The 19,129-nt window shown below is 72.1% G+C and carries 15 protein-coding genes and 1 tRNA gene; 5 read left to right on the forward strand and 11 right to left on the reverse strand.

The genetic code is table 11. The features are described 5' to 3' along the window. Nucleotides 1–24 precede the first annotated feature (24 nt). Complete coding sequence (locus OHA81_RS28135; RefSeq protein WP_329200461.1) at nt 25–1,671, reverse strand: GMC oxidoreductase; 1,647 nt, start codon at nt 1,669–1,671, stop codon at nt 25–27. Between the two features lie 212 nt (nt 1,672–1,883). Here OHA81_RS28135 and OHA81_RS28140 point away from each other — a divergent pair. Beyond that, a tRNA-Trp gene (locus tag OHA81_RS28140) sits at nt 1,884–1,960 on the forward strand. Nucleotides 1,961–2,064: 104 nt separating this feature from the next. On the opposite strand, the gene OHA81_RS28145 is transcribed toward OHA81_RS28140, so the two are convergent. The 5 genes from OHA81_RS28145 to OHA81_RS28165 form a co-directional block, all read right to left on the reverse strand. Then, the gene (locus OHA81_RS28145; protein WP_329200463.1) at nt 2,065–3,672 is read right to left on the reverse strand and encodes a N,N-dimethylformamidase beta subunit family domain-containing protein; all 1,608 of its coding nucleotides are present in this window, start codon (nt 3,670–3,672) and stop codon (nt 2,065–2,067) included. Between the two features lie 161 nt (nt 3,673–3,833). Next, nucleotides 3,834–6,245: a polysaccharide lyase 8 family protein gene (locus OHA81_RS28150; RefSeq protein ID WP_329200465.1), complete on the reverse strand. Its 2,412-nt coding sequence runs from the start codon at nt 6,243–6,245 to the stop codon at nt 3,834–3,836. 121 nt (nt 6,246–6,366) lie between these two features. Beyond that, nucleotides 6,367–7,206, reverse strand: coding sequence for a sugar phosphate isomerase/epimerase family protein (locus OHA81_RS28155; RefSeq protein ID WP_329200467.1), 840 nt, complete (start codon nt 7,204–7,206; stop codon nt 6,367–6,369). Then, nucleotides 7,203–8,363, reverse strand: coding sequence for a dihydrodipicolinate synthase family protein (locus OHA81_RS28160; RefSeq protein ID WP_329200468.1), 1,161 nt, complete (start codon nt 8,361–8,363; stop codon nt 7,203–7,205). The genes OHA81_RS28155 and OHA81_RS28160 overlap by 4 nt, the downstream gene beginning before the upstream one ends. Further along, nucleotides 8,360–9,544 (reverse strand): Gfo/Idh/MocA family protein, encoded by a 1,185-nt coding sequence (locus OHA81_RS28165; RefSeq protein WP_329200469.1) that lies wholly within the window; start codon nt 9,542–9,544, stop codon nt 8,360–8,362. Before OHA81_RS28165 ends, OHA81_RS28160 begins: the two co-directional genes overlap by 4 nt. 196 nt (nt 9,545–9,740) lie before the next feature. Between OHA81_RS28165 and OHA81_RS28170 the strand changes: the two genes are divergently transcribed. The 4 genes from OHA81_RS28170 to OHA81_RS28185 all read left to right on the forward strand — a co-directional run bounded on the left by OHA81_RS28170 (nt 9,741) and on the right by OHA81_RS28185 (nt 13,262). Beyond that, the gene (locus OHA81_RS28170) at nt 9,741–10,814 is read left to right on the forward strand and encodes a LacI family DNA-binding transcriptional regulator (protein WP_329200470.1); all 1,074 of its coding nucleotides are present in this window, start codon (nt 9,741–9,743) and stop codon (nt 10,812–10,814) included. Further along, complete coding sequence (locus OHA81_RS28175; RefSeq protein ID WP_329200472.1) at nt 10,811–11,662, forward strand: sugar phosphate isomerase/epimerase family protein; 852 nt, start codon at nt 10,811–10,813, stop codon at nt 11,660–11,662. Before OHA81_RS28170 ends, OHA81_RS28175 begins: the two co-directional genes overlap by 4 nt. 157 nt (nt 11,663–11,819) lie before the next feature. Beyond that, on the forward strand, nt 11,820–12,083 hold the full coding sequence (locus tag OHA81_RS28180) for a hypothetical protein (protein ID WP_329200474.1): 264 nt from the start codon (nt 11,820–11,822) through the stop codon (nt 12,081–12,083). Nucleotides 12,084–12,377: 294 nt separating this feature from the next. Beyond that, on the forward strand, nt 12,378–13,262 hold the full coding sequence (locus tag OHA81_RS28185) for an alpha/beta fold hydrolase (protein ID WP_329200476.1): 885 nt from the start codon (nt 12,378–12,380) through the stop codon (nt 13,260–13,262). Nucleotides 13,263–13,287: 25 nt separating this feature from the next. Here the strand turns inward: OHA81_RS28185 and OHA81_RS28190 are convergent, their stop codons facing one another. From OHA81_RS28190 to OHA81_RS28210, 5 genes are all read right to left on the reverse strand, one after another. Then, nucleotides 13,288–14,274, reverse strand: a complete 987-nt coding sequence (locus OHA81_RS28190; protein ID WP_329200478.1) for a hydroxyacid dehydrogenase — start codon at nt 14,272–14,274, stop codon at nt 13,288–13,290. Nucleotides 14,275–14,324: 50 nt separating this feature from the next. Beyond that, nucleotides 14,325–15,224: a carbohydrate ABC transporter permease gene (locus OHA81_RS28195; protein ID WP_443056703.1), complete on the reverse strand. Its 900-nt coding sequence runs from the start codon at nt 15,222–15,224 to the stop codon at nt 14,325–14,327. Continuing rightward, complete coding sequence (locus OHA81_RS28200) at nt 15,221–16,069, reverse strand: carbohydrate ABC transporter permease (protein ID WP_329200480.1); 849 nt, start codon at nt 16,067–16,069, stop codon at nt 15,221–15,223. Before OHA81_RS28200 ends, OHA81_RS28195 begins: the two co-directional genes overlap by 4 nt. Nucleotides 16,070–16,491: 422 nt before the next feature. Next, entirely contained in the window at nt 16,492–17,850 is a 1,359-nt protein-coding gene (locus OHA81_RS28205) for an ABC transporter substrate-binding protein (protein ID WP_329200482.1), read from the reverse strand. Between the two features lie 187 nt (nt 17,851–18,037). Continuing rightward, nucleotides 18,038–19,126, reverse strand: coding sequence for a substrate-binding domain-containing protein (locus OHA81_RS28210; protein ID WP_329200484.1), 1,089 nt, complete (start codon nt 19,124–19,126; stop codon nt 18,038–18,040). Between the last annotated feature and the right edge of the window lie 3 nt (nt 19,127–19,129).

Below are 19,129 nucleotides of genomic sequence, written 5' to 3' on the forward strand. Positions count from 1 at the left end.
GGCCCCGGTTCCCGGTCGGCGCCCCTACAGGTCAGTGGCGATGATCTTCTCGATGTTCCGCTCCGCGAGCGCGGTGATGGTGACGAACGGATTGACGCTGGTGTTCCCGGGGATCAGCGCTCCGTCGATCACGTACAGGCCGGGGTGGCCGTGCAGCCGCCCGTAGTTGTCGGTGGCCTTGTTCAGGACGGCGCCGCCGAGCGGGTGGTAGGTCAGGTGGTCGCCCCAGATCTTGTTGGTGCCGAACAGGTCGCTCCGGTAGATCGTCCCCTCCTTCGCGTTGATCTTGTCGAAGATGGTCTTGGCCATGTCGATGGCCGGCTGCTTCCAGGCCGTCTGCCAGTTCAGCTCGGCCTTGCCCGTCGCCGCGTTCCAGCTGAATTCGGCGCGGTGGGGGTTCTTGGTGATCGACAGGTAGAAGGAGGCGTACGTCTCGATGCCCGTCGGCAGCGGCGCCACCTCGGCGAACGCCCCGCCCGCCGCCCAGTTGTCGATGCCGCCGCACGGGATCGTCGCCTGGAGCTTGCCCGTCGGGTCCCAGAGGTGGTTCGCGCGCCCGCACATGACGTTGCCGTTGTCGCCCCAGCCCTTGCCGATCTCGCTGTTGAGACCGGGGAGCGCTCCGGTGGCCTTCAGCTTGACCAGCAGCTTGCTCGTGCCGACGCTGCCGGCGGCGAAGAACACCCGGTCCGCGGTGACGGTCTTGGTGGCGATCGTGTCGCCGGTGGTGTTGAGCTGTTCGATGACGACGCTGTAGCCGCCTCCGGTCGTGGGGGTGACCGTGGTGACCTTGTGCAGGGGCGAGATGGAGACCTTGCCGGTCGCCTTGGCCGCCGCGAGGTACGTCTTCTGGAGCGACTTCTTGCCGTGGTTGTTGCCGTACAGGATCTCCCCGTCCAGCGCCGACTTGATGGCGGTGCCGGCCGCCTCCTGCTTCATGTAGTCCCAGTCGTAGACGTCGGGGACGAACACGAAGGGGAAGTTGGAGCGCTGGGCGTGCTTGCGGCCGACGCGGGCGAACTGGTAGCAGTCGACCGTGTTGAACCAGTCCGGGTCGATGAGGCCGACGCCGAGGCCGGCGTTCGCGCGCGGGTAGTAGACGTCGTACATCTCGTCCGCGTTCACGGACGGGAGCACGGCGCCGAAGTTCTCCCGCTTGGGGGTCACGGCCATACCGCCGTTGACCAGCGAGCCGCCGCCGACCCCGCGGCCCTGGTAGACGATGATGCCGCCCATCTCCTCGGCGTCCAGGATGCCCGTGTACTTCGGGATGTCCCGGTCGATGGGGAAGCCGAGGAAGTAGTTCAGCGGGGCCTTCGTGCGGGTGCGCAGCCAGTACGCACGCTGGTCGGGGCTGAGGGTGTTGCAGAAGATCTTGCCGTCCGGGCCGGGCGTGTCCCAGGCCATGCCCATTTCGATCATGTGGACGTCGACACCCGCCTGGGCGAGGCGCAGTGCGGCGACCGAGCCGCCGTAGCCGGTGCCGATGACGAGGGCAGGGACGTGGGCCCCGGCATCGATCGGTGCGGAGGGGGTGTTGGCGGATTTCGCCTGTGCGGGGGTGGGGTTGACTGCCAGGGCCAGGGCTCCAAGAATGGAACCTGTTCCTGCAATGAAACCGCGGCGCGATACGCCCTGGGATACCTTGCTGTTCAGGGATTTGTCACTCATGTGACGCTCCTCACTCTCGATGGAGTGAGAACAAGTTCTACTGTTGGTGGCGTGGTAAGTCACTACATACGGCGGGGTAATTTCTGGCTGGTTCCGCAGGTGTGGGCCGCCCGTTGTCCCGGTGGCACACCGACTCGCCGTCTCAGGCTGCGGACACCCTGCGGATTTCGTTGGATCTTCGGGCCGGCCCGTGTCATCGTTGGTCTCGCCGAAGGGGTGTAGCTCAGCCGGCCAGAGCAACGGTCTCCAAAACCGTAGGTCGCAGGTTCGACTCCTGCCGCCCCTGCCAGGACGCATGCGCCGGACGCCCGGCCGGGACCTTCTCCCGGCCGGGCGTCCGGCGTTGCGGGGTCCGGCCGGGGCGGGCCGGTTCAGGCACGCCCGTAGACCGCATCAACGCCCGTAGACCGCCTTGACGTTGTCCTGGGCGGGATGCGTACGACCCGCCGGTCCCGCCGCGAAGACGCGCAGCAGGTTTTCCGTCACCCGCGTCGTCAGCGCGCCCGCACGGGCGTCCAGGCCGTGGTTGGCCCCGCTGCGTCCGTCGCCGGTCGCGTCGAGCGCCTCCACCCAGCGCATCGTCCCCGTCGCGAACACGGCGGCGCCGCTGGGAACGGTGTAGTACGCCGTGTCCTGGTGGCTGGGCCGGCCCTCGCACACGACGGGGGAGTGGGCGAGTATCTCGATCGGCCGGGGCGTCGGGAAACCGGTGTCGACCTTGTCGTACTCGACGCCGACCAGGTGCGCGAAGGTGTCGCCCGCCTTCACCCCGGTGCCCTCGAACAGCCAGTGGCCGGGGTTGGTCACGACGTAGGGGGCGTCCACCGGGTAGCCGTCGTAGATCACGCCGAGCAGGGAGCTCTCGGGGTCGGCGGCGGGGGGCGAACGGAAGTCCGCGGTGGCCGGATGGCCGCGGCGGAAGCCCGGGTCCTGCTCGTAGGAGGACTTGTAGCAGACCACCGTGCGGTCGGGGCCCAGGTCGGAGGCCTCGAGCCGGATCCGGCGGAAGCAGCAGTTCGCGCCGAGGACGGCCATGTTCGTTCCCGCGTCGCGGGCGGCGGTGAAGTGCGCCCGCTGTTCCGGCGACCAGTACTCGTCGTGCCCGAGCGACAGGACGGCGGCGGCTCCTTCCAGCAGTCGCTTGTCCCGCGCTACGTCGGTGGTCGTCGCGTAGGCGAGGGGAATGCCGAGCCGCTCGGCCAGCGCTACCAGCGGTGCCTCGTACACGAGGAAAAGGCCCGCGCCGTCGTCGTACTCGTACGGCCGGTCGAAGGTGACGGCCAGCGAGCGGGTGGCGTACCCGCCGTTCGGGCCGTCGTAGCTGCCGTAGCCGCCCCAGCGGTTGTAAGCCTGCCAGGTCGCCACCGCGTTCACGACGACGGTGCGGCCGGTCGTGGCAGCCGAGCGGACGGTGAGCGGTACGAAGCGCTGGCCCTCGCCGCCCTGCGCGTCGAGGCGCAGGAGGTAGCAGCCCTCGGGCCAGTCCTTCGTGTCGACCGTGGCGGTGCGGGCCCAGTGGGTGCGGACCATCCGGGTCGCGGAGTCGACGGTGTGCTCGGGCTGGCGGATGCCGGTCAGGGCCTGCGAACGCCACACCAGCCGGGCACGTGCGCCGCCGTACCAGCCCATGCGGTACGCGGAGACGGTGAAGCGGGGCGCGGTGGTGGAGACGTGGAGGCCGAACGTCTCCCCGGGCAGGACGCTCACCTTGTCGGCGAAGCCCTCGATGGCCCGGGCGGGACCGGCTTTGGTCACGTGCCAGTCGGCGTTGCCGGGGCGGGCGTTCTCCGCCTTGACGTCGAACCCCTGCGCCGCGGGCGCCGATCCGCCGGCCGTCGCGCCCACGGCGGGCCGGTCCCCTTGCCCGCTCCCCTTCGCGCTCCCGCTCCCGCACCCGGCCAGTGCCCCGAGCCCGGCGGCCGCCGCCCCGGTCGTGGCGACGACCAGAAACCGCCGCCTCCCCGCGCCTTCGACCACCCCGGCCGTCTTCTCCTGTTCCATAGGGCGCACGCTATGCCACCCAGCCACCTGCGTCCGCACCCCCTCCACCCGCGCCGCGGCCGGCGCCCCACGGAGCCTCCCGCGGCGTGGCCGCCCCGAGTGGCGGGCGGGGCGGTCGGGCCGAAGGGGTACCGCGCCGAGGTGCGTGGGTGGACGGTGCGTCAGCCCAGCCGCACCACCACCTGCTGCCCGGCTCCCGCTGCCCCTGTGAGGTCGCCGAAGGCGAGCCGGAGGCGGGCGCCCGGTTCGGCCGTCACCACGCTCGGCGGCCGGGACACCACTGCCGTGACGGGCCGGTCCCACACCACCGTCAGCGCGGCCAGGGCCCTGGCCGGGTCCGCGACGGACAGGACGGCAGTGCCGTCGGGTCTCTCCCGGACCGTGACCGAGCACGCGGCGCTCGCCTCCAGCAGGCCGGCCGTCCCCGCCTGCCAGAAGTTGACGCCGGTGAAGCCGAGCGAACCCACCGACACCCCTTGAGCCGCTTCGGTGTTGGCGAGCACCCGCAGCCAGCCCGTGGAGCCGGCCCGGGCGGCCGTCTGTCCGGCCGAGGCTCCCGGCAGTATCTGGTGGACGTACCCGGCGGCGACCGGATCCGTACCGTGGTCGTACCAGAGGGTGAGGTAGCGCCGGGTCAACGCCGTCGTCGCACTGGCCCGGTTGATGTCGCTCCACCGGCCGGTGCGCGCCTCCCGGAGGGCCTTGAACGCCCCCGCCCCGCACATCACGTACCCGCCGAAGCCCGCCAGATGGGCCCAGCCGGGGGAGGGGAAGGACGCCGACCAGCCCAAGGCGCCCGGCTGTACGGCGCCGCCGACGGTGAGCGCATGCGTGCCGGCCGCGCCCAGATTGCGGTTGTCGATGACCGACTCGACCGGCACCCCGTCCGTCGAACGGATCCCCGCGCCCATGCACACGATGGTGTCGGCGAGGAAGAACCACGATTTCCGTGCCGCCAGCGTGCTGCCCAGGCCCCGCAGGTGCTGGCCGACCGACGCGAACTCCCCGTCGGTCGTTCCGCCCACCCACACCGCGTCTGGCCGCGGGGCGCCCCAGTCACCTCCCGCGCCGTCGGCCAGCGCCAGCCGGGACACGGTGGTCCCGGGCAGTCGGCGGGGATCCACCGTGGGCCAGAAGGCATCCGAGTACTGGCCGTTCCCGTAGGTGGCTCCCCACCAGGCGAGCATCCCGCTGCCCGTGTGCCAGCCGCGCAGGTTCTCCCCGTTGCCCGTCTCGTAGTGCGCGATCCGTTTCGAGGCCATCGACAGCGAGGCGGCCCAGCCGGGGCGCCGGTGCGTGGCCCGGTCCATCGACGCGAACAGCCGGTGGCCGACCGGCTCGGCAAGTCCCGCCACCTCCGTATCCGCCGCCACCTCCGCCAGTCGGGCGAGAGCGGACAGCCCCAGGGTCTGATCGGCCATGGGCGGGCTGTAGTAGGCCCGGGCCATCCACCCCTTGACCAGCCCCCGCCAACGGGCCCGTTCGGCGCTGCTCGCACCCTCCGCCAGCAGCAGGATCCCGGCCAGCACCGCGTGCCCCCGCGCGTGGTCGTCCTGCTGGACCTGCCGGGCGTCCAGCGCCGCCACGCCCCTGCTGACCGCCCGGCCGGACACCGCGTCCATGACCAGCCCGTTGAACAGGAACGGCGCCCAGGCCCGCTCGACGGCGTCGAACACGATCTGCGCACCCGGATCGGTCACTTCCCACGGGGTCTGCCGCAACAGGGCGAACAGCATGCCGAGCCCGCCGAGGAGCACCGCTCCGTACGTCCCGGTGTACGGCACCCAGGTGTGCTGGACGAAGGAACCGTCCCGGTAGAGCCCGTCACCCGAGGAGACGTACGGGAAGACCGGCGCGAGCGCGTCCCGAGCGAGAGCGAGCTTCCCCGCATCCGAGCCGACCACCCCGCGCAGGGCCAGTACCCGGCACAGGTCCACCCGGTTCGCCCCCGTGCTGGTCCCGCTGTAGGAGGAGACGACGGAGTCGGGCACGAAGTGGTCGACCGCCGCGCAGTAATCGGTGAGGCGCACCGGTGTCAGGTCCGGTTGGAGCAGGACGCAGAGGTCGAGCAGCGCCTGCGGGGCGCCGATCTGCCAGCAGTACCAGTTGCCGTACGCCACCTGGCCCGCGTGGTAGGCCTCCGTGTGCAGATGATCGAGCCCGGTCAGCAGCGCCGTGCGCAGCGCGGTCTCGCCCGTGTGCCCGGTACCGGGACGGACGTAGGCCTCCGCCATCGTGCGCAGCCGGTAGTAGCTCTGCATCATCTTCTCGGGATCGGTGGCGAATCGCAGATCGGGCCAGAGCGCTGCCGGCGCGGGGGCCATGGCGGCCCGCCAGCCCTCGGCCTGTTCGCCGAGTTCGGTGAGCCGCGACCGGAACGGCTCGCTCGTCGCCGGAAAACCAGCGCCGAGAAGGAGCCCGCGCCAGACGGCGCGCATCGTCTCGTACGTGTCCGTGGCCGTGTACGTGTCCGTGGCCGGTTCGCCCCCGGCGCGCGTGAGGGGGGCGCCCAGCCACAGCGCACCTCCGCCCGCCGTGGAGAGGAAGGCGCGCCGACTCCATGGATCTGTCATCGCTTTCTCCTTTTCCCACCCTCACCGTCTGGTGCTGCCCCTACCCGGTACCGGGCCGCGCCGCCGGCCCCGACCGTCCGGCCCGTACCGCTGCCGGCCCCGCCGTCTCGCTGTCGCCACCTCATGCGACGTGCCGGCGATAGCGTTCGATCACCTCCCGCAGTACCTCCGATCCCTCCCGGGCCCACAGTTCCGGATGGAAGATCTCCACCTCGACCGGCCCGCGGTAGCCCGCCCCGTCGGCCAGCTCCAGGAATCCCCGGAGATCGATGCACCCGTCACCGAGCTGCCCCCGCCCGAGCAGCACCCCTTCCGGGAGCGGGGTCACCCAGTCGGCGACCTGGACGGACACGATCCGGCCGCCCGCTCCGGCCCGGCGCATGTGCTCCGGGAGCCGCTCGTCCCACCACAGGTGGTAGGCGTCCACCACCACCCCCACACGCTCCGCGGGGAACCGCTCGGCCAGATCCAGTGCCTGGCCGAGCGTGGAGACCACACAGCGGTCCGCGGCGTACATCGGATGGAGGGCCTCGATGCCCAGCCGCACCCCGTGCGCGGCGGCCCACGGCGTCAACTCGCCCAGGATGTCCGCGATCCGCTCGCGCGCACCGACCAGGTCGCGGTCCCCGTCGGGCAGTCCGCCCGAGACCAGGACCAGGGTGTCCGCCCCGAGTTCGGCGGCCTCCTCCACCGCCCGCCTGTTGTGCTCGAGAGCCGCTGCCCGTCCCGCCGGGTCGGCGGCCGTGAAGAACCCGCCCCGGCACAGCGAGCTGACGTGCAGCCCCGCCCCGGCGATCAGCTTCGCCGTCTGTCGCACCCCGAACCGCCGTACCGGCTCCCGCCACAGGCCCACGGCTCGTACCCCGGCTGCCGTGCAGCCGCTCACCAGCTCCGGGAGCGACCACTGCCGGACCGTCTCCTGGTTGAGGCTGAACCGGGCCGGTGCCGGCGCCCGGTTCACGACGCCACCCCGTACACCGCGAACAGCTGCCGCATCCGGGCCTCGGCGAGCCCCGGATCGGGGAAGAGGCCCAGTCGGTCTGCCAGTTCGTACGTCGTGGCCAGGTGCGGGAGCGAACGTCCCGACTGGAGCCCGCCCAGCATCGTGAAGTGCTCCTGGTACCCCGCCAGCCAGGCCAGCAGGACCACACCCGTCTTGTAGTAGCGGGTCGGCGGGGCGAACAGATGCCGCGCCAGCGCCACCGTAGGGTCCAACAGAGCCCGGAAGGCCACCGCGTCGCCCCGGTCGAGCGCCTGCGCCGCCCGCGCCGCGATCGGGGCGATCGGGTCGAAGATCCCCAGCAGGGCGTCGCTCGCCAGCTCGCCGTCACCACCGATCAGTTCCGGATAGTGGTGGTCGTCGCCCGTGTAGCAGCGCACGCCGGCCGGCAGCCGGCGCCGGATGTCCACTTCCCGGTCCGCGTCCAGCAACGACACCTTGATCCCTGCCACCTTCCCGGGATACTCCGTGATGATCTTCAAGAAGACCTCGGTGGCTTCCTCGGGGTCCTCGTGCCCCCAGTAGCCGGTGAGCTCCGGATCGAACATCGCACCCAGCCAGTGCAACACCACGGGTGTGGAGCTCTGACGGAGCAACTGCCCGTACACCTCCAGGTAGTCCTCCGGGCCCCGGGCCGCCTTCGCGAGCGCCCGGGAGGCCATCAGCACGGCCGCCGACCCGCACGCCTCGCTGTGCGCGAGCTGCTCCGCGTACGCGGCGGTGATCCGGGCGATCGAGTGGGGCCCGGGCGCCGTCAGCTGATCGGTCCCGACACCGCAGACGATCCGGCCCCCCACCGCCCGGGCCTCGGCCGCCGAGCGGCGGATCAGCTCGGCTGCGGTCGGCCAGTCCAGGCCCATTCCGCGCTGCGCGGTGTCCATGGCCTCCGCGACCCCGAGCCCCTGAGCCCACAGCCGGTGCCGGAAGGCCAGCGTGGCGTCCCAGTCGACCTCGGGCCCTGCTCCCGCGCAAACGCGGAGGGGCTCGGCGACGACGTGCGCCGCCGCGAAGAACGTCCGGCTCTGCGCCGGGCCGCAGGTCAGCGGCGGCAGCGGAGCACTGTTCGGCCGGTACTCCCGGTATCCGCCCTCCGTGTCCGGCAGGAGGATGGTGTTCACAGGACCACCTCCGGCACCTGTAGCCGGCGGCCCTGCGCCGAGGACCGCAGACCGAGTTCGGCAAGCTGCACCCCGCGTGCCCCGGCGAGCAGGTCCCACTTCCAGGTCTCGTCCCGGACGACGTGGCGCAGGAACAGCTCCCACTGGGCCTTGAAGCCGTTCTCCGCCGGGGTGTTGTCGGGGACCTCCTGCCATTGGGAGCGGAACGACCCGGTCTGCGGAAGGTCGGGATTCCAGACCGGTTTGGGGGTCGCCGCCCGGTGCTGGATCCGGCACTCGCGCAGCCCGGCCACCGCCGAACCGTGCGTCCCGTCCACTTGGAGCTCCAGCAGCTCGTCCCGGTGGACCCGCACGGTCCAGGACGAATTGATCTGCGCGACCGCGCCGCCCTCCAGTTCGAAGACCCCGTAGACGGCATCGTCCGCGGTGGCCTCGTACGGCTTGCCCTCCTCGTCCCAACGGCGGCTGATGTGGGTACGGGTGAGGGCCTGCACCGAACACACGCGGCCGAACAGTTCGTGCAGCAGGTACTCCCAGTGCGGGAACATGTCGGCGGTGATGCCGCCGCCGTCCTGCGCGCGGTAGTTCCAGGAGGGCCGCTGGGCCGGCTGCCAGTCCCCCTCGAACACCCAGTAGCCGAACTCCCCGCGCACGGAGAGGACCTCACCGAAGAAGCCGCCTTCGATCAGCCGCCTCAGTTTCAGCAGACCCGGCAGGAACAGCTTGTCCTGGACCACGCCGTGTCTGACTCCGGCCGCCACCGCCAGCCGCGCGAGCTCCAGTGAGGAGGAGAAGGAGAGGGCGGTCGGCTTCTCGCAGTACACGTGCTTGCCCGCCGCGATGGCCTGTCGGACGGCGGCTTCCCGGGCGCCGGTCACCTGCGCGTCGAAGTAGACCTCCACTTCGGGATCGGTCAGCACCTCCGCCAGATCGGTGCTGACGTGTTCGAGCCCGTGTCGGTCGGCGATGGCCCGCAACGCCTCCTCCCGCCGCCCGACCAGCACCGGCTCGGGCCACAGCACGGTCCCGTCCCCGAGATCGAGGCCTCCCTGCTCCCGCAGGGCGAGGACGGATCGCACCAGGTGCTGGCGGTATCCCATCCGTCCGGTCACGCCGTTCATGGCGATCTTGATGGTGCGCACCGAGCGGCGTGCCTTTTCGACTGCCCTGTCCTTTGCCATGGGGTCCCCCTCCTTCACGTCACGTGGCGATGATGGAAAGCGCTTTCACGCGCTCCAGGCTAGGACTGGGCTGGCTTCCTGCACAACACCCGTACGAGTGATGGAAAGCGCTTTCCTAATCGGGCAGACTGAGACTGCGACGGACAAGACGAAGACGGCCCGGCCACCGAGTGCGGGGCAGGAGGAGGGGTGCGACATGGCGGTGACTCTCGCCGAGGTCGCGGCGCACGCGGGCGTTTCGCCCGCCACGGTCTCGCGTGTACTGAACGGGGGCCACCCGGTGGCCGGAGGCACCCGGACCCGGGTGGAACAAGCCATCGAAGAACTGGGATACATCGCCAACGGCCCGGCCCGGGCCCTCGCGGCCGCCACCTCCGACCTCGTGGGCGTACTCGTCCACGACGTCGCGGACAGCTTCTTCGGCATCATTGCGGGAGCCTTCCAGAAGGCCCTGGCACCGACCGGCCAGGGGGACGGACGCAGGCTCGCCGTCGTCTGCAACACCGAGGGCGTTCCCTCGGCCGAACTCGACTACCTCGCCCTGCTGGAGGGCCAGCGGGCAGGCGGAGTCGTCCTGACGGGCGGGGCGGTGGAGGAACCGCACCACAGCGCCGCGCTCACCGCCCGCATCAGCCGCATGGCGCTCGCCGGCACCACGGTGGTGCTGTGCGGGAGACCGCCGCTGGCCGTGCCCGCCGCACTGCCGGTCGCCACCGTCATGTTCGACGACCACGGTGGAGCCTTCCGCCTCGCGGAGCACCTGCTGACACTCGGCCATCGGCGCATCGCATACGTGGCCGGTCCGCCGGGGCTGAGCACCACCCGGGAACGGCTCGCCGGACACACCGCCGCGTTGCGACGGCACGACCCCGCCCTGCCCGAGGCCTGTGCCCCGCTCACCGTGCACGCCGGCTTCGAACGCTCCGCCGGGTATGACGCCACCCGCGAACTGCTCCGCCGCGGGGCGCCCTTCACCGCCGTCGCCGCGGCCAACGACACCGTCGCCGCCGGTGTGGCCGCGGCCCTGGGAGAAGCAGGCAAGCGCATTCCCGAGGACGTCTCGGTCGCCGGCTTCGACGACCTGCCGTTCAGCGTGGACACCGCGCCCGCCCTGACCACCGTCAGGGTCCCGCTGCGGGAGGCGGGCGTGCTCGCGGCCCAACTCGTCACCGGCCGCAGACCGGCGCCCCCGGGCCGCATCACCACCCTGCCCACCGAGCTGATGGTGCGGGCGTCCACGGCGCCGCCCAGCGAAGGGAGCCGACCGTGAAGTACGCCTTCTCCACGCTCGGCCTGCCCGGGACCCCGCTCGCGCGCAGCGCCGCCCTCGCCGCCGAGCACGGGTACGACGGCCTGGAACTGCGGGCCCACCCGGAGGAACCCCTGCATCCCGGCAGCCCCAGCGGCGACCGTGCCGTGGCCCGGCGTACCCTCACCGCCGCCGGGGTCACCGCCCTCGGGGTAGCGGGATACGCCGAGGTGGCCGCCGCCGGGCGAGACGGGCCGGTCCTGGCCGAACTGCACTCCCTGGTCCGGCTCGCCGTCGATCTCGAAGCCCCCTACGTCCGGGTCTTCCCCGGCGGCGGGAGCCTGCCCGAGGCGGACGCGGATGACAACGCCGTCCGCAGACTGCGTGCCGCGGCGCCGTATGCCGAACTGCACGGTGTGCGGATCCTGCTGGAGACCCACGACTCGCACACCACCGGGACCGCCGCCGCCCGGGTGCTGGAGCGGGTCGGGCATCCGGGCGCCGGGGCGCTGTGGGACGTGCTCCACACCTGGCTGGGCGGCGAGCAGCCCGCCGAGTCGTGGCCCGGCCTCGCGCCGCACCTGGGCTACGTGCAGGTCAAGGACGTGGCCTCGGCCCGTGACCTGACGCCCCTCGGCCTCGGCGAGGGAGTCCTGCCGCTCGCCGGAGTGACGGCCCGCATCCCGTCGGACGGCTGGCTGTGCTGGGAGTACGAGAAACGCTGGTTCCCCGGAGCAGCGGACCTCCCGGGCCGGTTGACGCAAGGCCGGGAGCATCTGGTGCGGCTGCTGCGCGGGCACGATGAGCAGGGCGTGCCGGCCGCCGAGGCGGTCCGTGGGCCACAGGACCCGGTCGGGGGGCCGCCATGACCAGACGGCCGTCCCGCGGTCGGCCGGGAGGCCGGTGCTCGGTGCAGCGTGGTCCCGTCCCCGTCCGGCGGCCGGGGCACGGGCCCGCGCGGGGAGCCCGGTGCACGCCGTGCCGCCCGGAGGCGCCGCATGGAGCAGGCCGCGTACGCTCGGCTCCGTGCCCCGTAAACCGAGGAAACCCCGCCGGCTGGTCGCCGACGGGCGCGAGTACCTGTGGACGCTCCGTCACCGCCACCGCGTGCTGGACGGCGGCCGGTCCGCGGACTGCCGCGAAACCCTCACGCTGTACCCGCAGCCCACCGGCACCGGCACCGGCAGCCCGCTGCGCATCGTCTTTGCCGCTGGACCGGACCGCTACGTCCCGGGTGGAGCGCCCATGGGCTCCGGGGACGTGGGATATGTCCGGGGAGCGGCGGGCTGAACCTGCACGAGCCGGGCGCCGTCCGGGCCCTGCTCGACGCGGCGCGGGCCCGCGGGTGGCAGCCGGGGGAGCGGCGGCCGGTGGAGGTCGACGGCTGGCTCCTGCTGGAGGAGGCGGCCGCCGCGCGGGCCGATGCCGCTCCGGCGGCCCCATAGTGTGTTGAGCGCGATAGTTGCCGCTCGAGCAAGCCAGTTGGCGACTGAGCTCGACAGTTGGCGGAGTGCCGGGGCTCCTCATGGGCAGGTGGGACGGTGGGGTAGCGCGGACCGGCCCCCGGAGCGGAAGGGGCGTTTCGTGTTCGAGGAATTCGCCACCAGGACGGTGCGCACCACTGAGGCGTCCGTCTTCGTTCGGTACGGGGGCGAGGGCCCGCCTCTCCTGTTGTTGCATGGCCACCCGCGCACGTCGGCGACTTGGCACCGGGTCGCGCCCGTCCTGGTGCGGCGCGGTTTCAGCGTCGTCTGCCCCGACCTGCGCGGGTACGGGCGCTCCCGCGGCCCGGCGCCCGCTAGGGATCACGTCCCGCACTCCAAGCGCGCGGTGGCCAAGGACATGGTCGAGGTCATGCAGACGCTCGGGCACCAGCGCTTCGGTCTCGTCGGCCACGACCGGGGGGTTGCCGTGGCGCTCCGCCTGGTGCTGGACCATCCCTCCGCGGTGACCCGGGTGGCGTTCCTGGACGGCCTGCCCCTGAGCGAGCACCTGACCCGTGCGGATGCCCGGTTCGCCACCGCGTGGTGGCACTGGTTCTTCTTCGCCCAGCCGGAGATCCCCGAACGCGTCATCAACGCCGATCCCGACGCCTGGTACCGCGGCGACCCCGAAGCCATGGGGCAGGAAATTCACGACGAGTGGCGGACCGCCACCCGCAATCCAGACGTCGTCCGCGCCATGCTGGAGGACTACCGCGCCGGGCTCACCGTGGACCGCCAACACGAGGAGGCGGACCGCGCCCGAGGCGCGCGGATCGACTGCCCCGTCCTGGTCCTGTGGTCGCTACGCGACGATCTGGAGGACCTGTACGGCGACCCGCGCACCATCTGGCGCGACTGGGCCGACGACGTCCGGGGCCACGGCATCGACGCCGGCCACCATGTGGCCGAGGAAGCCCCCGGCCCGCTCTCCGCCAGCCTGGGCGACTTCTTCAAGCTGACGCTGCCTCGCTCCGCCGCCGGATAGCCGTGTGTCCGCGGTGCGACGGCGCTCAGGCGGAGTAGGCCAGCCGGTCCGGGTCGACCGGGTAGCGGAAGGCCAGGCCGCGGGCGTAGCGCTCCAGCTCTCCGACGGCCGTCGCGGCCAGGCGGTCCAGTTCACCGCCCAGTGAGCCGGCCACATGAGGGGTGAGGAGCACGTTCGGCAGGTTGAAGAGCGGCGAACCCTCGGGCAGCACCTCGGGCTCGGTGTGGTCGAGCACGGCGTGCAGCCTCCCTGTGACCAGTTCTTCCGTCAGCGCCGCGGTGTCCACGAGGGACCCCCGGGCGGTGTTGATCAGCGTGGCACCGTCGGGCATCAGGGCCAGCCGGGCGGCGTCCAGGAGGTGACGGGTCCCGGGCAGCTCGGGCGCGTGCAGGCTCACCACGTCACTACGGCTGAGCAGTTGGTCGAGCACACAGGACTCGCCGCCGAGCGCCGCGATCTCGGCCTGGTCGGCGTACGGGTCGTGCACCAGCACCCTCAGGTCGAACGGGCGCAGCAGCTCGAGCACCCGCCGTCCGATGAGCGAGGCACCGATGAGACCGACGGTACGGCGGTAGTTCCCGACGGTCGGATAGCGGTCCAGCAGATCCATGGGACCACGGGCCGAACGGTAGGCGTGGGCGGACTCCAGCACCCGCTTGTTGGAGAACAGGATCGCGGCGAGCGTGTACTCGGCGACCGGCACCGCGTTGGCGGCGGCAGCACTGGAAACCAGCAGACCGCGGTCCCAGCAGGCGTCGGTCACATGGTGCTTGACGCTGCCCGCGGCGTGGACGACGGCACGCAGCCGGGGCATCCGCTCCAGCGCGTCGGCGTCGAGGGACGGGCAGCCCCAGCTGGTGAACAGCACCTCCGCTTCGGCGAGGCGGTGGCTCAACCCCGGGTCGTCGTCGCGGAAGTCGCTCAACAGGAGTTCGGGGTCCAAGTCGGCGACCCGTACCAGCTTGGGCAGCACCCGGCCGCTGAGAACGGCTGCCCGGGTGCCGGGGCTCATGGCGAGGACGGTGGCCGGTCGACGCGGAGTACCGGAAGGGGAGGAAGGGGTCACTTGACGGCTCCTGCGGTGAGACCCGAGCGCCAGAAACGCTGGAGTCCGAGGAAGGCGAGCACGAGCGGGAGGACGGAGACGAGGGATCCGGTGATGACGAGCGGGTACAGCTCGGGCTGCTGGTAGACGCTGCGGTTCCACATGAACAGGCCCAGACTGACGGGGTAGAGCCGCTCGTCGTTCAGCATGGTCAGGGCCCCGTAGAAGTTGTTCCAGATGGCCGTGAAGGTGAACAGGAAGATCGTCACAAAGCCCGGCCACAGCATCGGCAGCGACACGTGGGCGAAGAGCCGCAGTTCACCCGCCCCGTCGACGCGGGCGGCGGCCAGCACTTCGTGCGGGACGTAGCCCTCGGCGAAGACGCGGGCCAGATAGACGCCGAAGGGGTTGACGAGGGCGGGCAGGAGATAGGCCCAGTAGGTGTTCACGGCCCCGGCGGCCGAGGCCATGAGGTAAAGGGGCAACTGGAGGACGGTCGCCGGTACGAGCACCCCCGCGAGGACCACGCCGAAGAGCCGTTCCTTGTGGCGGAACTCGTAGGCGTGGAAGGCGTAGCCGCAGGCAACGCTGATCAGGGCGGAGAGGGCGGCGCCGGCCACGGTGTACAGGAGGCTGTTGGCGAGCCAGCGCCCGAAGATGCCGTTGTCGTAGGTGAAGACGTCGCCGAGGTTGGCGAGGAGGTTGAAGCCGCCGGGGGAGTACGGGCCGGTGGCGAAGAGGTCCCGGCGGTTCTTGGTCGCGGCCAGCACGAGCCAGGCGAGGGGCATCAGGGTGTAGGCGGCGACGAGGAGGAGCGCGGCGTTGACGGCTGTCCTGGACAGGATGCGGGGGCGGGAGCTGGAGCGGAGCCGAGGACGGGGGTGCGGGCGGCGGCCGGGGGTCACGGCGGTGGTCATGCGGACCTCCAGCGGTTGCCGAGCTTGGTCACGACGTAGGAGGCGGCGCCGGCAGCCAGGGCGAGGAGCAGTGCGCTCGCGGCCGCCAGTCCGTAGTCGTGGCGTTTGAAAGCGGCACTGAACACGTACATGGTCGGGGACCACGACTCGCCCATCCCGGTGGCGCGGAGCTGGAGGAGCTGGGGGGCGTCGAAGAGCTGGACGGCGCCCACGCAGGTGAACAGGACGGTCAGGACCACGGTGGGTTTGATGCTGGGCACCTTGACCTGGAAAGCGGTGCGGAGGCCGCCGGCGCCGTCCATGGTGGCGGCTTCCAGGGTCTCGCGGGGGATGGCCTGCAACCCGGCGAAGAAAATGATCATGTTGTAGCCCATCCACTGCCAGGCCGAGATGTTGACCACCGACAGCAGGGCCTCGTCGCGGCCGAAGAAGTTCCAGGACAGGCCGGCCCCGTCGAGTGCGTCGAGGACGGGGCTGAGGCCGGGTGTGTAGAGGTACAGCCAGATGAGTGCCGAGATGAGACCGGGCACGGCGTGCGGCAGGTAGAAGGCGATCTGGAAGAAGCGCCTCGCGCGGGCGAGAGCGGAGTCCAGCAACAGGGCGAGGACGAGGGCGCCGCCGACCATGACGGGGATGTAGAGGAGGCAGTAGAGGGCGATGTGGCGGAACGAGGCCAGGAAGAGTGGATCGGCGAACGCCTTGGTGTAGTTCCCGCTGCCACTGAAAACGCGCTCGGTGCCGCCGAATCCCAGCCCGGACTGCTGGTCGTGGAAGAGGCTCAGCCAGGCGGCGTAGCCGATGGGGGCGACGGTGACGAGCGCGAAGAGGAGGAAGAACGGGGCCATGAAGAGGCCGGCGACGCCGGGCCCGCGGCGGCGCGGGGCACGTGCGGTCAGTCTGGCGGCCCGCGCTACGGCACCGCTGCCGCTGCCGGGTAGGGTGGACGGCCTGATCCTCGGCCCGCGGCGTTGGCCGGCGACGCCGACCTGAGGGGCGGCCAACGCGTGACCGGCGCGCCGGGTCCCGGCTCGCGCGAGGTGCGCCGACGTGCCGCGACCGGCCGCCCCTGAACCCGCCGGAACCTCTGCCCGGTCGGTCGGCAGCCCCATGCGGTCGGTGGGATGCCCCGGTCGGGCCGCCGGGTTCTTCGCGTGGTCGGCGGGGCCCGTCCTCCGGGCCGCCGGGGTCTTCGCGCCGTCGGCGGGGCCCGTCCCCCGGGGTGTCGGGGTCTCATGGTCGGGCGCGGGGGTGTGCCGGTCGGCGGGCATCAGCCGGCCAGACCGAGGCCGCGGTCCCTGATGGCCTTCTCGGCGGCCGACTGGCCCTCGGACAGGGCTTTGACCATGTCCGGCCCGGCCGCGCCCTGAGCCGCGTTCACCTGGAGCTGCGCCGGCCCCCAGCTCCAGCCGGGCACGATCGTGGCCGCCGCCTCGCCCGCCACGGCGTACGGGTTCTGCCCCTCGAAGTACGAGGCGTCGAACAGCTTCGCAGCCTCCGCCCGCATCTCCGGGTTGGCCGGCAACGCGCTGCTAGGGGACTTGAGCGAGCTGAGCCGGGCCCTGATCGCCTCCGGTTCGGTCGTCACCCAGCGGATGAACTCGGCGGCCGCCTTCGTCTGCTTGCTGCCCTTGGGCACGACGTACGAGGTGCCGCCGTACATCCCGGTCGCCGCTCTCCCGTCCCAGCTCGGCAGCGGGGCGATCCCCCACTTGCCCTTCAGGTCCGGGTAGTTCACCAGGAAGGTCCCGGCCGTCCAGGCGGCGCCGACGACCGTCGCGACCTGCCCGGAGGATCGTTCCTTCGCCTCGCCCTCACCCCACAGCGGGGTCTTCGAGGCGACCCCGGACGCCATCAGCCCGTTCCAGTACTCGGCCACCTTCCTGGACGCCGGGTCATCGATGGCCACCTTCCACTTGTCGCCCTGCGTCCCGTACCACTTGGCGCCCGCCTGCCACGACAGCCCCGCCAGCACCGCCGGATCACCGCCGCCCATGTTCGTGATCCTCACCGAGGGGTCTGCCTGGTGGATCTTCTCCGCTGCCGCCTTGTACTCGTCCCAGGTCTTCGGTACGGCCACCCCGTACTTCTCGAAGATGTCCTTGCGGTAGAAGAGTTCGAGCGGCGTCACGTCGAACGGCACCGCCCACGTCCTGCCGCCCGGCTTCACCAGGGACTGCACGGCCGCCGGGAACTTCTCGGCGACGAGCGTGCCCGACGTCCCGCTCAGATCCTCCAGGTTGCCGCCGCTCGCGAACTCCGGGAGCGCGGAGTAGTCCATGGTCGCGACGTCGGGCGCGTTCCCGCCCTTCACCGCGTTCGCCAGTTTCGCCGCCCCGTCGGGGCCGCCCGGAACCGCCGAGAACCGGACCTGGATGCCCGGGTGCGTCTTGTTGAAGGCGTCGGCGGTCTGCTGTGCGCCCGCCGAGGAGGACCAGTACGTGATCTCCACGGGCCCGTGCGCCGTACCCGCCGGACCCGGCTCCGGCGAGGCCTGCCCGCCCCCGCAGGCCGTGGCGAGCAGGACCACCGAGACGGCCGAGGAGGTGAGGGCGACACGGCCCGGGAAAGGCGAACGCGGCGTTCCCGACGGGCGGGACGTGGAACGGAGGCGGAAGCTGCGCGGCATGGTTCGGCTCCTACGGACGACCGCTGGACACGGCGGATGGGAGACCGCTGCGGCGGGGGAAGGCGCGGCGGATGCGAGAACGCGCCCATCTTTTGCGCGAACCCACACACCGTCAAGAGCGAATGCGCAACTCGATCAAAACAATCACTTCAACCAGGGCCGCGAGCGAGCCGGCGTCGGCGTCGTTTCACGAACGAACCGTCAGCCGCGGCAGCAGTTCCAGGTGCTGGCCCGCCCCGCCCTGTCCCGCGCCCCCCAGCCGGTCCAGCAACAGCCCCGCCGCCCGCGCGCCGACCTCCCGCTTCGCCGGCGCCACCGCCGTGAGCGGTACGTCGGCCAGCCCGGCCACCTCGTCGTCGTACGTGATCACCGCCAGGTCCTCCGGCACCCGCACGCCGCGCGCCTGGAGCCGGGGGATCAGCATGATGGCGTCCGTGTCGCTGTGGATCAGGGCGGCGCTGACCCCGCCCACCGTCACCGCCTCGCACAGGTAGTCCAGCGTCCGGGCGAACCGTTGCGCCACCGTCAGCGGTTCCGCGGAACCGCCGGCCGGCCACGGCGGAGCCGGCTCCAGGCCGAGCGCCGCCACCGCCGCCTCGTACCCCGACCGCAGCCGCCCGGTCGTCGGCGTCTCCTGGCTGGCCAGCGCGATCCGCCGGTGCCCCCGCTCCACCAGGTGCTGCACCGCGAGCGCCGCCCCGTGCGCGTGGTCCGACCCCACCCGGTCCAGCGCGGCCGCCGGGTGCCCGGCCGGCGCCCACCTCTCCACCAGCACCGTCGGCACCGGGAGCCCGGCCGTCCAGGCGCCCTCCCCGGGGCCGGGCGCACCCGCCTCCCAGTTCGGCGTCAGCAGCAGCCCGTCGGCCCCGGTCGACAGGAGCCGGTCCGCCTGCGTACGGTCCTCGCCCGGCAGGTACCGGGTCAGCCCGACCGTCAGCCGCGCACCCCGCGCCTCGACCACCTCCCGGGCTCCCCGCACCACGTCGGCGTAGTAGTACTCGGTGGTCGGCACCACCATCCCGATCACCAGACCGGCCCGCGTGCCGGGCCGCTCGGACGCCTTGGCGCTCGCCGCTTCGGGCGGCCGCCGCTCCACCCGGCTGATCACCCCGTGCATCCGGTGGATCTCGCCCCGGGCCGCCATCGCCTCGATGTCCCGCCGCAGCGTCACCGGCGAGATGCCGAGCTCCCGGGCCAGGTCCGCGACGCGCACGCTGCCCCGCTCCCGGACGAGCGCGAGCACCTGCGCCTGGCGCTGGTCGACATGTGGTCTCAAGGC

Source organism: Streptomyces sp. NBC_00667, from assembly GCF_036226825.1.
In the GTDB taxonomy this organism is placed as follows: Bacteria; Actinomycetota; Actinomycetes; order Streptomycetales; family Streptomycetaceae; genus Streptomyces.